Annotated in this window: 14 protein-coding genes and 2 pseudogenes; 9 read left to right on the top strand and 7 right to left on the bottom strand. The window is 71.4% G+C overall.

Annotation, left to right across the window (positions count from 1 at the left end; genetic code table 11):
- Window positions 1-30: 30 nt before the first annotated feature.
- Window positions 31-260, bottom strand: a pseudogene (locus BFN33_RS54535) (DNA-binding response regulator); the annotation flags it as partial.
- A 95-nt stretch (window positions 261-355) separates the two neighbouring features.
- Window positions 356-820, bottom strand: a complete 465-nt coding sequence (locus BFN33_RS24090; protein WP_069762190.1) for a cyclic nucleotide-binding domain-containing protein — start codon at window positions 818-820, stop codon at window positions 356-358.
- Window positions 821-1,082: 262 nt separating this feature from the next.
- Between BFN33_RS24090 and BFN33_RS54530 the strand changes: the two are divergent.
- The 5 genes and pseudogenes from BFN33_RS54530 to BFN33_RS24070 form a co-directional block, all read left to right on the top strand.
- Window positions 1,083-1,205, top strand: a pseudogene (locus BFN33_RS54530) (pyruvate formate-lyase 1-activating enzyme); the annotation flags it as partial.
- A 154-nt stretch (window positions 1,206-1,359) separates the two neighbouring features.
- The gene (locus tag BFN33_RS24085) at window positions 1,360-1,989 is read left to right on the top strand and encodes a DoxX family membrane protein (protein ID WP_069762189.1); all 630 of its coding nucleotides are present in this window, start codon (window positions 1,360-1,362) and stop codon (window positions 1,987-1,989) included.
- A 157-nt stretch (window positions 1,990-2,146) separates the two neighbouring features.
- The gene (locus tag BFN33_RS24080; RefSeq protein WP_069762284.1) at window positions 2,147-3,052 is read left to right on the top strand and encodes a universal stress protein; all 906 of its coding nucleotides are present in this window, start codon (window positions 2,147-2,149) and stop codon (window positions 3,050-3,052) included.
- A gap of 25 nt (window positions 3,053-3,077) precedes the next feature.
- Window positions 3,078-4,100, top strand: coding sequence for a zinc-dependent alcohol dehydrogenase (locus tag BFN33_RS24075; RefSeq protein ID WP_069762188.1), 1,023 nt, complete (start codon window positions 3,078-3,080; stop codon window positions 4,098-4,100).
- A 5-nt stretch (window positions 4,101-4,105) separates the two neighbouring features.
- Window positions 4,106-4,978, top strand: coding sequence for a universal stress protein (locus tag BFN33_RS24070; protein ID WP_069762187.1), 873 nt, complete (start codon window positions 4,106-4,108; stop codon window positions 4,976-4,978).
- Between the two features lie 32 nt (window positions 4,979-5,010).
- Here the strand turns inward: BFN33_RS24070 and ppk2 are convergent, their stop codons facing one another.
- Complete coding sequence (gene ppk2 / locus BFN33_RS24065; protein WP_069762186.1) at window positions 5,011-5,814, bottom strand: polyphosphate kinase 2; 804 nt, start codon at window positions 5,812-5,814, stop codon at window positions 5,011-5,013.
- Between the two features lie 41 nt (window positions 5,815-5,855).
- On the opposite strand from ppk2, the gene BFN33_RS24060 reads away from it, so the two are divergent.
- Both BFN33_RS24060 and BFN33_RS53245 read left to right on the top strand, forming a co-directional pair.
- Window positions 5,856-8,249, top strand: coding sequence for a phosphoketolase (locus tag BFN33_RS24060; RefSeq protein WP_069762185.1), 2,394 nt, complete (start codon window positions 5,856-5,858; stop codon window positions 8,247-8,249).
- Window positions 8,250-8,410: 161 nt separating this feature from the next.
- On the top strand, window positions 8,411-8,698 hold the full coding sequence (locus BFN33_RS53245; RefSeq protein ID WP_069762184.1) for a hypothetical protein: 288 nt from the start codon (window positions 8,411-8,413) through the stop codon (window positions 8,696-8,698).
- Between the two features lie 229 nt (window positions 8,699-8,927).
- On the opposite strand, the gene BFN33_RS24050 is transcribed toward BFN33_RS53245, so the two are convergent.
- Both BFN33_RS24050 and BFN33_RS24045 read right to left on the bottom strand, forming a co-directional pair.
- Window positions 8,928-9,584, bottom strand: a complete 657-nt coding sequence (locus tag BFN33_RS24050; protein ID WP_079140986.1) for a universal stress protein — start codon at window positions 9,582-9,584, stop codon at window positions 8,928-8,930.
- 94 nt (window positions 9,585-9,678) lie between these two features.
- Entirely contained in the window at window positions 9,679-10,260 is a 582-nt protein-coding gene (locus BFN33_RS24045) for a hypothetical protein (protein ID WP_069762183.1), read from the bottom strand.
- Window positions 10,261-10,964: 704 nt separating this feature from the next.
- Between BFN33_RS24045 and BFN33_RS24040 the strand changes: the two genes are divergently transcribed.
- Both BFN33_RS24040 and BFN33_RS24035 read left to right on the top strand, forming a co-directional pair.
- Window positions 10,965-12,035, top strand: a complete 1,071-nt coding sequence (locus BFN33_RS24040; protein WP_069762182.1) for a zinc-dependent alcohol dehydrogenase family protein — start codon at window positions 10,965-10,967, stop codon at window positions 12,033-12,035.
- A gap of 18 nt (window positions 12,036-12,053) precedes the next feature.
- Window positions 12,054-12,716 carry a pyridoxamine 5'-phosphate oxidase family protein gene (locus BFN33_RS24035; RefSeq protein WP_069762181.1) on the top strand — a complete coding sequence of 221 codons (663 nt, stop codon included), beginning with the start codon at window positions 12,054-12,056 and terminating at the stop codon, window positions 12,714-12,716.
- A gap of 317 nt (window positions 12,717-13,033) precedes the next feature.
- Here BFN33_RS24035 and BFN33_RS24030 read toward each other — a convergent pair whose 3' ends face one another.
- Window positions 13,034-13,498, bottom strand: coding sequence for a pyridoxamine 5'-phosphate oxidase family protein (locus BFN33_RS24030; RefSeq protein ID WP_069762180.1), 465 nt, complete (start codon window positions 13,496-13,498; stop codon window positions 13,034-13,036).
- A 156-nt stretch (window positions 13,499-13,654) separates the two neighbouring features.
- Window positions 13,655-14,071 carry a hypothetical protein gene (locus BFN33_RS24025; RefSeq protein WP_069762179.1) on the bottom strand — a complete coding sequence of 139 codons (417 nt, stop codon included), beginning with the start codon at window positions 14,069-14,071 and terminating at the stop codon, window positions 13,655-13,657.
- Window positions 14,072-14,089: the final 18 nt, after the last annotated feature.

Below are 14,089 nucleotides of genomic sequence, written 5' to 3'. Positions count from 1 at the left end.
TGGCGGCGGGCACTGAACGGCCAGGTGGTGCTACTTCGTGTGGCGGCCGCCGCGTTCCAGGTGGGAAGCCAGGACCGCGGCCTGGACGAGGCGCTGGACACCCAGTTCGGCCAGGAGCCGGGAGATGTGGCCAGGCCGCCACCGATCAGAGCGAGGATGTCCCGCTCGCGTGGCGACAAGCCGGCCAGTTCAGGTGCCAGGGCAGGTGTCTCGGCGGGGGCGGCCGGCAGCGAGCTGATCAGGCGGGCCGTGGTCGCGGGATGGCGGCGACCTGGTGGGTCATGACGTCGCTGACGATGTGCGGGGTGCCGTGCATCGTGGCTGCCTCTCGTTGTCGCTTCGGGCGTCGGCGCACTCAGACGTGGCTGCCGGCGCCGTACGGCGCGTAAAGGTCCAGCAGCCGGGTCCGGGCGGAGCGCAGGCGGTGGGCGAGCACGTCGCCGACCCACTGGGCGATGGCGTTGCCCAGGGCCGGGTCGTCCTGGCACATCAGACGGACGGCCGTGGCATCGAACTCGTACGCCCGCACCGGGGTCGTCGCCTCGGCGCCCAGATGCCAGACGTGCGGGGTGAACAGCCAGGACCAGCCGACGAGTTCGTTGTGGCAGAGCGTCTCGATGACGGCCGCCCGGCGGCCGGGGACGCGCATGTCGAGCTCGACCGTGCCCGTACGGATGATCCAGAACCGGTCGGCCCGGCTGCCCTCCTCGAACAGACGCACCCCCTGCGGGAAGGAGACCTCGCGGCCGAGGCGCATGAGCCGGTGCCGGTGGTCGGCGGGCAGGGCTCGCAGCATGCTGGGCGTGGGGGTGGTGATCATGGCGTGCCTCCCGACGGGATGTGGAAACTGCCATGGCCAGCGTGCGGCCCACCCCCGGTGGCGGGCCATGGGCCACTCGGGCCATCGGAGGGGCCACTCGGCCACGATCGGGAGACGACGAGCAGCCTGCGCCTACGCCGACTCGTCCACGAACGGGGCCGGCTCATCGCCCAGGGGCACGAGAGGCCGGCGACGGGTCGAGGGACTGGCCGCTGCTCCATCGCGGCCGGCGGGGAGTCGCGGGGCGGCTGGGAGAACGCCCGCACACTTCGTGACCGGGCTCGGCTCCGTCGACCGCGTGGACGTCCTGCCGTTCGACAAGCTGGGCGCCGCGAAGCACCACGCCCCGGGGCAGTTCCGCGCGCATGGCTTGACGGCGTGCTGAACGAGGGGCGCTCCCCAACGGTCCCTGGAAACAGGGCCGTTCAGCCCTGCGGTCGCGGACCTTCGGCATCCGGCGGCAGCTGCCGTACGCGACGAGAGTGAGGGGCGTCAGACACCGAACGGACCTTCTCACTCCTCCCGAAGGGATCGCCACCATGGCCGTGCACGAGCACCCGCACCGGAACTCCGGCTTCCACCTGCCGAACTTCCGCAGGGACCGGACCGCGTCCGGCTCCGAGTCGGCGGTGTCGGCACGCACCGGCACGCGGACGGCGCAGGCCTATGTCTTCGCGTCCCTGCGCCTGCTCACCGGGTTCGTCTTCCTGTGGGCCTTCCTCGACAAGGCCTTCGGCCTCGGCTACGCCACTCAGTCCGGCAAGGGCTGGATCGACGGCGGTTCGCCCACCAAGGGCTTCCTCGGCGGGGTGGCCGCAGGGCCGATGGAGTCCACCTTCCACTCCTGGGCCGGGGACACCTGGGCCGACTGGCTGTTCATGCTCGGTCTGCTCGGGATCGGCGTCGCCCTGATCGCGGGCGTGGCACTGCGGTTCGCGGCCGTCGCGGGCACCGTGATGATGACGCTGATGTGGGTCGCGGAATGGCCGCCCGCCCAGCACCTCTCCGACGGTTCGCCGAGCATGTCGACGAACCCCTTCGCGGACTACCACCTCATCTACGCCGTCGTCCTGATCGCCCTGGCCGCAGCCTCCGCCGGAGAAACCCTCGGCCTCGGCAGCATCTGGGCCAAGCTCCCGCTGGTGCGTCGCAGCCGCTGGCTGCGTTGAGCGCGGGAGGCGCGGCGGGCCCGTCGCTGGGTCCGCCGCACCACACCGACACCGGCCAGGGCCGGTCGGCCCTCGGCAAGGACCTGTGGCCCCTGCCGAGGGCCCACATCCGAGGACAAAGCTCGAATCGGGACCCCCGATCCAGAAGGTGGAGATCATGACCCGTACCCTCACCGTCGGCCTCGACGGCTCTCCCGAGAGCCGCGCGGCGGCCGAGTGGGCCGCCCGCGAAGCACAACTGCTGGGCCTGACGCTGAAGTTGGTCCAGGTCTGGGAGCCGGTTCCGGCCCCCATGGCCCAGGCCCCACTGCTCGGTCCCGAGACCCACCAGCACTGGACCGAGCGGGTGACCCGGGAGACAGCCGAAGGCATCCGACTGCGCCACCCCGGCCTCGACGTGATCACCGAGCAGTCGTCCGGCCGGCCCGCCGAAGCGCTGGCGGACGCGGCGAAGGACGCCGAGCTGCTGGTCCTGGGCTCCCGAGGGCTGAGCGGGATCGGTGGGTTCATGGTCGGCTCCGTCGGACTGTCCGTCGTGGCGCATGCCGAGCGGCCGGTCGTCCTGGTGCGGGCCGGCGAACAGGCCGCCGACGAGCACGAGATGGACCCGGTCGGCATCCCGTCCGCCGCCGCCCCGTTCCGGCCCGTCGTCCTCGGCCTCGACATCGAGAGCCCCGACGAGGAGCTGATCGCCTTCGCCTTCGCGGCCGCCGTCCGCCGGAGCACGTCCCTGCGGGTGGTCCACGGCTGGAACCCGCCGCCGTACTACGCCTACGGACTCTCCGTCGACCTGGAACTCCATGGAGAACTGGCCCGGTCCGAGACCACCGCCCTGGCCGAGGTCCTGCTCCCGTGGCGCGAGAAGTTCCCGGACGTCGAGGTCACCGAGGAGTCCTCCTACGGCAGCCCCGGCAACCACCTCGTCGACGCCTCCCGCGAGGCCTCACTGGTCGTCGTGGGACGCCGCATCCGCCGCAACCCGCTCGGCGCCCACATCGGGTCGGTCACCCACACCGTCCTGCACCACTCCACCGCCCCCGTCGCCGTCGTCCCGCACAACTGACCTCGACCCACCTGGAGCAGACATCATGAAGGCAGCGGTCGTACGAGCCTTCGGCGAACCTCTCGTCATCGAGGACCGACCCGACCCCGAGCCCGGCCCCGGCCAGGTCCGGGTCCGGGTCGAGGCCTCCGGACTGTGCCACACCGACATCCACGCCGCCCGCGGCGACTGGCCCGTCAAGCCGAACCCGCCGTTCGTCCCCGGTCACGAGGGCGTCGGCCTGGTCGAGAAGCTCGGCGAGGGCGTCACCCACCTCAGCGTCGGGCAGCGGGTCGCCGTGCCCTGGCTGGGGAAAGCGTGCGGGCGGTGCGAACACTGCCTGTCCGGCTGGGAGACGCTGTGCGAGCAGCAGATCAACACCGGCTACGGATGCGACGGAGGGTACGCCGAGAAGATGCTGGCCTGGGCCGACTTCGCACAGCCGGTGCCGCACGGCGTCACGGCCTTCGACGCCGCCCCGCTGACCTGCGCCGGCGTGACGACGTACAAGGCGCTCAAGGTCGCCGATGTGCGGCCCGCGCAGCTCGTCGCGATCTCCGGCGTCGGCGGCCTCGGTCACCTGGCCGTGCAGTACGCGAAGATCGCCGGGGCGCAGGTCGCGGCGATCGACGTCACCGACGAGAAGCTGGAACTCGCCGCCGAGCTCGGCGCGGACCTGGTGATCGACGCCCGCAAGGACGACGTGGGCGAGGTGCTCAAGCGGTACGGCGGAGCCCACGCGGCGATCGCTCTCGCGGTGAACGAGGCCGCGTTCGCCGCCGTCAACTCCGGGCTGCGGCGCGGCGGCAAGCTCGTCATGGTCGCCCTGCCCGCGCACGGCACGATCCAGGTCCCGATCTTCGACACCGTCCTGAACGGTACGAGCGTGATCGGCTCGATCGTCGGCACCCGGCAGGACCTCGCCGAGGTGTTCCAGCTGCACGCGGCCGGCCGTACCCGGGTCATCCACGAGACCCGCCCGCTGGAGAGCGTGAACGAGTCCATCGACGAGGTCCTGCGCGGCGAGGTCAAGGCCCGGATCGTCTTCGACCTCGGAGTGGGACGGTGAGGACGATGGACCTGCCGATCGTCGTCGGCGTCGACGGCTCGGAGTCCGCGCTGCGGGCCGTCGACTGGGCGGCCGACGAGGCCGCCCTGCGCGGGCTGCCGTTGCGCCTGGTGTACGCCTCGCTCTGGGAGCGCTACGAGGGCTCCCGGCCCGCCGAGGACCTGGACAGGCCGTCCGAAGAGGAGCGGGTGGAGGACATCGTGGCGGCCGCCGCCCGGCGGGCCGCCCGGCGCCGGGCCGACGTGAAGATCTCCACCGAGGTGCTGCCCGAGGAACCCGAGTACACGCTGGTGCGCGAGAGCCGCGAGGCCGCCCTGCTGGTGACGGGCACCCGGGGCCGAGGCGGTCTCGCGGGGGCCCTCCTTGGCTCCGTGAGCCTGACCGTGGCCGGGCACGCGCACTGCCCGATGATCGTGGTGCGCGGCGACCCGGACGACGCGGTCCCGCCCGGACAGCACGGCCGCGTCGTCGTCGGCGTCGGAGACACGCCGGCTGCCCCGGAGACCATGCGCTTCGCCTTCGAGGAGGCGCGGCGACGGGGCGCCGTACTGGATGCCGTACGGGCCTGGCGGTGCCCGGCGCACGAGACCACGGACCACCCTCAGCTCGCCGGTGAACCCGCCCGGCTGCACGAGCAGCACGCGGTGGACGCCCTGGAAGCGGCACTCAAGGAGGCCCCCGACGACGTCGTGGTGCGTCGGCGCACCCTGGAAGGCCACGCCCGGACCGTCCTGGTGGGGGCCTCGCGCGACGCCGACCTCCTGATCGTCGGGGCCAGGCGCCGCCCCCGGCACTTCGGGCTCCAGCTGGGCCGTGTGGCCCATGGGGTACTGCACCACTCCGACTGCCCGGTCGCCGTCGTGCCCGAACCGGTGTGACGATGAGGAAGGCGACCCCGGCGACCGGCTGCTCAGAGACTCGCCGCGTGGTCGGGGACGAAGGTCTGCAGATCGCGCGGCGGACGCTCGTAGCCGGTCGACTCCGGGCGCACCGGCAGCTCCAGCACCGGCGGCGGCACATCGTGGTAGGGCAGCGAACCCAGGAGGTGGGCGATCATGTTCAGCCGCGCCCGCCGCTTGTCGTCGCTCTCCACGACGTACCACGGCGCCTCGGAGATGTCGGTGTGCACCATCATCTCGTCCTTGGCCCGGGAGTACGCCTCCCAGTGGGTGATCGACTCCAGATCCATCGGCGAGAGCTTCCAGCGCCGCAGCGGATCCTCCAGCCGCTTACGGAACCGCTCCTGCTGCTCGGTGTCGCTCACCGAGAACCAGTACTTCCGCAGTTCGACCCCCGCTTCGACCAGCATCCGTTCGAATATCGGGCATTGCCGCAAGAAGAGCTGGTACTCCTCCCTGGTGCAGAAGCCCATCACATGCTCGACCCCGGCCCGGTTGTACCAGGACCGGTCGAACAGCACGATCTCTCCGGCGGCCGGCAGATGCTCGACGTACCGCTGGAAGTACCACTGGGTGCGCTCCCGCTCGGTCGGCTTGGGGAGCGCCGCGATCCGGGCGACGCGGGGGTTGAGATGCTCGGCGACCCGCTTGATGGTGCCGCCCTTGCCCGCCGCGTCCCGCCCCTCGAAGACGACGACCACCCGGGCGCCCTCGGCCCGCACCCACTCCTGGAGTCTCACCAACTCCGTCTGCAGACGCAGCAGTTCCTTCTCGTACGACTTGCGCGGCACCCTCGCCGCAGCCTTGCCGGCCATGCCGCCTCCACCGCCCGATGACCTACTCACGGAGCCATCCCATGTCCGAGGCACAACGTGTCGAACACCAGGACGCCACCGTACTTTCCGACGACGAACTGCGCACCCTGGACGCCCATTGGCGGGCCGCCAACTACCTGGCCGCCGGGCAGATCTACCTGCTGGCCAACCCGCTGCTGACCGAGCCCCTGAAACCGGAGCACATCAAGCCCCGGCTGCTCGGTCACTGGGGCACCTCGCCCGGACTGAACCTCGTCCACACCCACCTCAACCGCGTGATCAAGGCGCGGGGGCTCGACGCGCTGTGCGTGTGGGGGCCGGGGCACGGCGGACCGTCGGTTCTCGCCAACTCCTGGCTGGAGGGCAGCTACAGCGAGACCTACCCGAACGTACCGCGCGACGGCCAGGGGATGGAGCGGCTGTTCCGACAGTTCTCCTTCCCGGGCGGGGTGCCCAGCCATGTCGCCCCGGAGACACCCGGGTCGATCCATGAGGGCGGTGAGCTCGGCTACTCCCTCTCGCACGCGTACGGGGCGGCCTTCGACAATCCGGACCTGCTGGTCGCCTGTGTGATCGGCGACGGCGAGGCGGAGACCGGACCGCTCGCCGCCGCCTGGCACTCCAACAAGTTCCTCGACCCGGTGCACGACGGCGCGGTCCTGCCGATCCTCCACCTCAACGGCTACAAGATCGCGAACCCGGCGGTGCTCGCCCGCCTCCCGGAGGCTGAACTCGACGCGCTGCTGCGCGGCTACGGCCACGACCCGATCCATGTCACCGGCGACGACCCGATGACCGTCCACCGTGCCATGGCCCACGCCTTCGACCAGGCCCTGGACCGGATCGAGGTGATGCAGCGGACGGCCCGCGAGGACGGCGTGAGCGAGCGGGTGCACTGGCCCGTCATCGTGCTGCGCACACCCAAGGGCTGGACCGGCCCTGCCGAGGTGGACGGGCTGCCCGTCGAGGGCACCTGGCGAGCCCACCAGGTCCCGCTGGCCAACGTGCGCGAAAACCCCGAGCACCTGCGGCAGTTGGAGGCCTGGCTGCGGTCGTACCACCCGCAGGAGCTGTTCGACGCCGCCGGTCGCCCCGTGGCGGACGTCCTCGCCTGCGTGCCCGAGGGCACCAAGCGCCTGGGCTCCAGTCCGCACGCCAACGGAGGCCTGCTCGTACGCGACCTGCCCGTCCCTGATCTCGACCGGTTCGCCGTACCCGTCGACAAGCCGGGCACCACCCTGCACGAGCCGACCCGGGTCCTCGGCGATCTCCTCGAACAGGTCATGCACGACACCTCGGCCCGCCGGGACTTCCGGGTCGTCGGCCCCGACGAGACCGCCTCCAACCGCCTCCAGGCCGTCTTCGATGCCAGCGGCAAGGCCTGGCAGGCCGAGCTGCTCCCGGTCGACGAACACCTCGAACGGCACGGCCGGGTGATGGAGATCCTCTCCGAACACACCTGCCAGGGCTGGCTGGAGGGCTACCTCCTCACCGGCAGGCACGGACTGTTCTCCTGCTACGAAGCGTTCGTCCACATCGTCGACTCCATGGTCAACCAGCACATCAAGTGGCTGAAGACCTCACGGGAGCTGGCCTGGCGCGCTCCGATCGCCTCCCTCAACTACCTGCTGACCTCGCACGTCTGGCGCCAGGACCACAACGGCTTCTCCCACCAGGACCCCGGCTTCGTCGACCACGTCCTCAACAAGAGTCCCGAGGTCGTCCGCGTCTATCTGCCGCCGGACGCCAACACCCTGCTCTCCGTGGCGGATCACGTGCTGCGCAGCCGCGACTACGTCAATGTCGTCGTCGCCGGCAAGCAGCCCTGCTTCGACTGGCTGTCCATGGACCAGGCCCGCGCCCACTGCGCCCGCGGGGCCGGGATCTGGGAATGGGCGGGCACCGAGGACGGTTCCCGCGAACCGGACGCCGTCCTGGCCTGCGCCGGTGACGTACCTACCCAGGAGGTGCTGGCCGCCGCCCAGTTGCTGCGCCGCCACCTGCCCGACCTCGCCGTCCGGGTGGTCAACGTCGTCGACATGACCCGGCTGCTGCCCCGCGAGGAACACCCGCACGGAATGAGCGACTTCGAGTACGACGGCCTGTTCACCACCGACAAGCCGGTCATCTTCGCCTACCACGGCTACCCGTGGCTGATCCACCGGCTCAGCTACCGCCGCACCGGCCACAAGAACCTCCATGTGCGCGGCTACAAGGAGTCCGGCACCACGACGACCCCCTTCGACATGGTCGTCCGCAACGACCTCGACCGCTACCGCCTGGTCATGGACGTCATCGACCGCGTCCCCGGCCTCGCTGTCCGCGCCGCCGCCCTGCGTCAGCAGATGGCCGACGCCCGCACCCGCCACCAGGCATGGATCCGCGAACACGGCACCGACCTGCCCGAGGTCGCCGACTGGACGTGGGACGCCTGAACACCCCTGCCTCGTCTTCGGCCAGGCCAACGAGTGGGGCTGCACCAACCGGCTCCGCGCCCTCACGGCCCGTCGCCGACGACTGACCCACCCGGACGGAGACCGGTGCCGCCGATCACCGGTCTCCTCCTGCGCACCAGGTACGACCAGCGCACAGACAGATGGAGATCGCCGTCGCGATGACCCGCCGGATCGACGGCGTGGTCGCAGTTGTCGACCGGCTCACCCGGCGCCTGGCCGAAGGCCGGCTACACCCCGACGAGCAAGCCCTTCACGGCATGGCGGACGACTGGCTGCGCAAGCTGCGGGGCCCTGCACAAGGCAGGCCGACCGTGGAGGTGCTGCTCGCCCGGTCGGTGGCGAGCGGGTCCTCGTACCACGCCGTCGTGGTCGGTCGGGCACCGTACGCCGGACGCCGGCACAAGGACACCCGCCGAGCGGTCCGGTGACACCGTCGCGCCCTCGCCGAACGCCGCTCTGGCTCTTCAGCAGCGGGCCGCTCGCTCTGGCCTCCGAGCGGGACATGAAGGCGCGGAGGAAGCCGTGGTCCGGATGACCATGGGCAGGGCGGTGACTTGCGGGACTCCGCGGTGCTCCAGGAGTGGGCGGCGCAGGTGGCCGCCGAGCCGGCGGGTGGAGAGCAGACGGCGGCCACGGTGCCCGCCTGCCGAGCCCTGCCTACGTGGGCACCACGGCGACGGGGCACAAGGCCTCGGTCAGGAGTGCCCGCGGGGTCGGCCCTGGCTCGCTCTGTGCACCCCGGCCCACGACCACCAGCGCGGCGCTCGCGGTACACCGGCTCAGCGCTCGGGCCGGAGGCAACAGCCGGACGTCCTCCAGTACGTGCACGTCGGAGTGCTTTTCCCGCCACGGTCGGAGTGCGTCGGAGAGCAGCTGCACCTCGTGGTCCTCCCAGACGGCCCGGTCCTCCTCCGGCACACCGAAGGGCAACTCGGCGGCGCAGTAAGGGAACTTCCAGGCATGCACCGCACGCAGCCGCACGCCCCGCATCCTGGCGGTGTCGAAGGCGAAGCCGACGGCCGCTTGAGCAGGTTCTCGGGCGTCCACGCCGAGCACGATCTCAGCGCCGGGGCGCGCGAAGGGCTGAGCGGTGGGCACCTCGGGAACCAGCACGACAGGGCAGGCCGGGAACAGGACGCCGTCCAAGTCGTGTGCGTCAGTGACGATCAGCTGCGCGTCCTTCAGATCGTCGGGTTGCCCGTCGTGGACCACCCGGAGGGCGAGTCCGCGTCGTGTCGCTTCCTGACGGGCCCAGCGGACGACCGACTCGTGGTGCGTCGAGCCTTGAACACGCGCAACGACGACTCGTTCCATGACGCTCTGCTCCCCTCAAGACGATGTGGATCAGGCCCGGTCGTCGGTGGTGCCGACCGGGCCGTCGGGCTGTTGCCGCAGCATGGGGTGGGCTTCAGCCGGTCCTGTGTCCCCACCGCGGACCCACCAGGTCCCACTCCTGTCCCCAGCTGTCGATGCGCTGCCGGTCGAGCCGCCACCGCACGACGGCTCCCATGCCGAGTACCGCGCCGGTGAGGGCGAGTCCGGCGGCCATGCCCAGCGCGCCGGCCTCGACGGCGGCTTCGCCGGCACTCGGCGGTGCGGCGACCAGCGTGCCGTGGCCGTCCTGCCAGACCACGACTCGAGTCCCGGCCTTCAACCCGGTGTCGACCAGGGTGCGCCCGGTACGGGCGGAGCCGTCGGGGGTCCTCCAGCGGACGGTGGCGGAAGCCTTGTCCTCCGACGACTGGGCCACCGACATGTGCTTCGGCGTGTCGGTGAGGAGCACCGCGTGGGTGGAGCGGCGATCGGCACGCTGTTGTGCGAGTGTCTCGTCCGTGGCGTGCGCTGTCACCAGACCGACAGCGGTGCCTCCCACGGCGACGACGGCCCACAGTGCCAGGATGATCCACGCCTCGGCGACGTCGTCGCGCCGCCTCAACGGGTTGTTCCGCCAGCGCCAGAACCACTTCTTCGTCCGTTTGGCGTAGGCCATGGCTTCGCACTCCTTCCCGTCGTCACACCGTCGACGGTGACAGGCCCCGGTGGGCGACGGCATGGGCCGAGGGGGCCGCGCTCACGGGCCGCTCGGGACAGGTTTCCGGCCGCGGAGAGGGCCGTTCGGCCCATGAGCACCGGAACCGTGAGGCGAGTACATCGCCGTACTGGTCATCCCACGGCGGCAGGAAGAAGCCCGACCGCCGACGGGGGAGTGGCCTGCGCCGCCGACAGGTGCGGGTGTATCTCGAAGACGCCGCCCGGACCGGAAGGACACGGAACGGGGTGGCTGACAGAGGGCAGGATGTCAAGGTGAGCGGCCGGCGAGATCGCCGTCACGAGGTCTGTCTCGCCGTACGGCGCCACGACGGCGGTCCCCTCGATGGCGCGAACCGTGTGAGGCGCGGCGGCCCTCGTTTTCGGACATGGTGAGACCAAAGCCGCGCCGACGGACGGTGCGGAAGGGCCGAACGGTCCCTGCTACCGGGCCCGGCCGGCACACGAACGGCTCGTGACATCCGTGGGCGGCATGCCCTGTCGGTCGGGAAAGGGGCCCGACCGGCCCAAGCGGTCTCCGCACCCGCGGGCCACGCTGGAGGTGCGGGGCAAATCCGGCGCGCGGACGACGTCAGGCCTCCACCGGCAGCCGAAATCCACCGCCGGGCCCGAGCTCCGCAGCCGAGCGAGTGGATGAGGAGCGTCATGAAGGGCTATGTGTTCCACGGCGCCGGACAGGCCGCTTGGGAAGAGGTACCCGACCCGGCGATCAAGGATCCCACCGATGCGATCGTGCGCGTCGTGGCCGTCACCATCTGCGGCACCGACCTGCACATCCTCAAGGGCGACGTCCCGGAGGTGCGCCCCGGCACTGTGCTGGGGCACGAGGCGGTCGGCGAGATCGTCGAGGTCGGCAGCGATGTACGGACGGTGCGCCCGGGGGACCGTGTCCTGGTCTCCTGCATCAGCGCGTGCGGGCGCTGTTCCTACTGCCGGCAGGCAATGTACGGCCAGTGCCGCGGTGGAGGAGGCTGGATCCTCGGACACCTGATCGACGGCACCCAGGCCGAGTACGTCCGCGTCCCCTACGCCGACCTGTCCGTGCACCCGCTGCCCGCCGCGATGAACAGCGCGGACGCCGTCCTGCTGGCGGACATCTTCCCGACGTCCTACGAGGTGGGCGTGCTCAACGGTCACGTACGCCCAGGAGACACCGTCGTCGTGGTCGGAGCCGGCCCCATCGGACTCGCGGCCATCGCCACGGCCCAGCTGTTCTCTCCCGAGCGGATCGTCGCCGTGGACCTGGCCCCGGCCCGGCTGGACGCCGCCCGACGGCTCGGCGCCGATGCAGTGGCCGACGCCAGGGAAGCCCCCGAACAGCTGATCGCCGACCTCACCGACGGGCTCGGTGCGGACGTCGTCATCGAGGCCGTGGGTGTACCGGACAGCTTCGAGCTGTGCACGCGCATGGTCCGTCCCGGCGGTCACGTCGCCAACGTCGGCGTGCACGGCGCCCCCGCGACCCTTCATCTCGAAGACCTGTGGATCAAGAACATCACCATCACGACCGGACTCGTCGACACCCATTCCACCCCGACCCTGCTGCGGATGGCGGCCGCAGGCCGGCTGCCCACCTCGGAGCTGGTCACCCACACCTTCCCGCTGGAGCACATGGAGGAGGCGTACGACGTCTTCTCCCGGGCCGCCGTCACCGGCGCCCTCAAGATCGTGCTCGGCGCGGAACAGCACCAGGCCGTCGCCGTGCGCGAGGCCTGACGAAAGGACGTGACGACCATGGCCGAACACAAGCAGGCCGAGAGGCCGTTGGGCGACCTGGGCCGCCGTCTCGCCACGCGCCGCGCACAACTCGGCCTGAGCCGAGAGGAAACGGCGACCAAGGCGGGCATGGCGCCCGGCTACCTGAGGCACCTGGAGGAGAACCCCGGTGCCACGCCGAACCGGGGAACACTTCTCAGCCTGGCTGCGGCTCTGGAGACCACGGTGCCGGAGCTCACCGGCGCGGCCACGGACCTGCCTCCCGGCCTGGAACAGGCGGCCCGTGCCCCCGAGTTCACCGAGCTGAGCGCGGACGAGTGCAGAGCTCTGCTCGGAACGCACGGCGTGGGGAGAATCGCGGTGACCACCGAGTCCGGGCCCGGCATCGTTCCGGTCAACTACAGCGTCACCGACGGCGCCATCGTCTTTCGGACCGCCGCGGGTACGACACCGTCGCTGGCGGCCGGCCACCGGGTCGCTTTCGAGGTCGACCACATCGACGACGCGTTCAGCCGTGGCTGGAGCGTGTTGGTGCGCGGACGCGCTCGGACCGTGACGGATGCCGACGAGGCCCACCGGCTCGTGGAGCAGGCGTACAGCACGCCCTGGGCGGGAGGCCGGCGTGACCTGTGGGTGCGTGTGGAGCCGGACACCATCACGGGACGCCGGATCAACGTGTGACACGGACAGAGACGGATGGCTGATCCACGGGCGCCGGGCTGTCCGCCACGGTCCTGCGCGGCATCGCCACCCTCAGGTGGTGACGAGGCGGGCCCGGTCCTCGCCTCCAGCGCCGCTGGCGTGCGCCTCACCGGGAAGAGACGCGGGAGGCGGCGCAGGGCGGTGTGCGACCGCGTGTCCCGCACCCCCGGACGCACCGGCACACCGACCCCGAACTGCCGTCGCCGACAGCTGCGTTGAGCCCGGCGGTCACGCGATCGCGGTGCAGAGGGGAATGGGAAATGGACAAGCCGTCCGTCCCGACGGGCGGGCAGGGCTCAGCCCTCGCTCGCCCGGCCGCCGGGGGTGAGCAGGATGCCCGTGACCAGCTCGGGCCGGATGCGGATCGCGTAGTCCATGGGCTGCTCCACCCACGGCTCCAGCATCGCCTGGTAACGGTCCAGTTCACCGGGGTCGGTCACCGGCCGGGCGTACCCCGTCACCACCACGCTCCAGCCGAGATGCGTCGCCGCGTCGATGTCGTCCGCCTCGTAGGCGACGACGACACCGGGGCCGTTGGCCTGCTGTGTGTACGAGGTCAGGGCGGTGCCCTCGTGTGTGCGGATGACGACATCCCCGCCGTCCAGGACGTGGTTGACGGTGCGGACGGTCGGGAGCGCGTGCAGGGTGAAGACGATCCTTCCCAGGGACACGCTGCCCAGCAGTCGCAGTGCCTCGGCGCTGTCGAGCTCGATGCGGCGGCGCGGTCCTGCGAAGGCCGGCCGCCCGGCGTTGTGGACCATGACGGACTTTCCGTTGGGGGTTTCGTGGTGTACTGCCCGGTCGGAATGCATACGGAGCGACACCGCGGGGGATCGGTGCCGCTCCTATTTCAAGCTTCTCCCTGGCCGAGGGCCGCGCCAAGGGCCGATGGTCCCCGACCGGGGACCGGACGGCACTCACTCGTCGGGAGCGGAACTCCCGCGGCCTCCGTCGCCGCGCGTCGCGCCGCCGCGCCACGGGGGTGGCCCGGCCGACCGGCGAGCCGTGTCCGTGAGGTGCACGGCCCTGTCCACCCGGGCACGCAGCCGGTCCTCCAACCGGTCCGCGAGCGTGTGCGCGTCGGCCTCCCGAAGGCGTACGACGACGAGGTGGCTGCCCACTCGGACGTCGGCCCCGGCGGACCACGGCAGGACCTGGTGTGCGGCGGACCTGCTGATCGTCACTCTGCCCCTGACGGCCGGAAGTCCCGGCCGGGTCAGGGCCGCGTGGACCTTGGCCCGGAAGTACGCGAGTGCTTCGTCGTCCACGTCGCCGTCCGTCCGTACCTGGACGGCGACGGGTGTGTCCTGGGTGCTGACATCCCTGTCGGTCATGTGATCCGCTCCCTGTGA

It is taken from the genome of Streptomyces sp. LUP47B, assembly GCF_001746295.1.
Taxonomy (GTDB): Bacteria; Actinomycetota; Actinomycetes; order Streptomycetales; family Streptomycetaceae; genus Streptomyces.
This window is presented reverse-complemented; position numbering and strand designations above follow the sequence as displayed.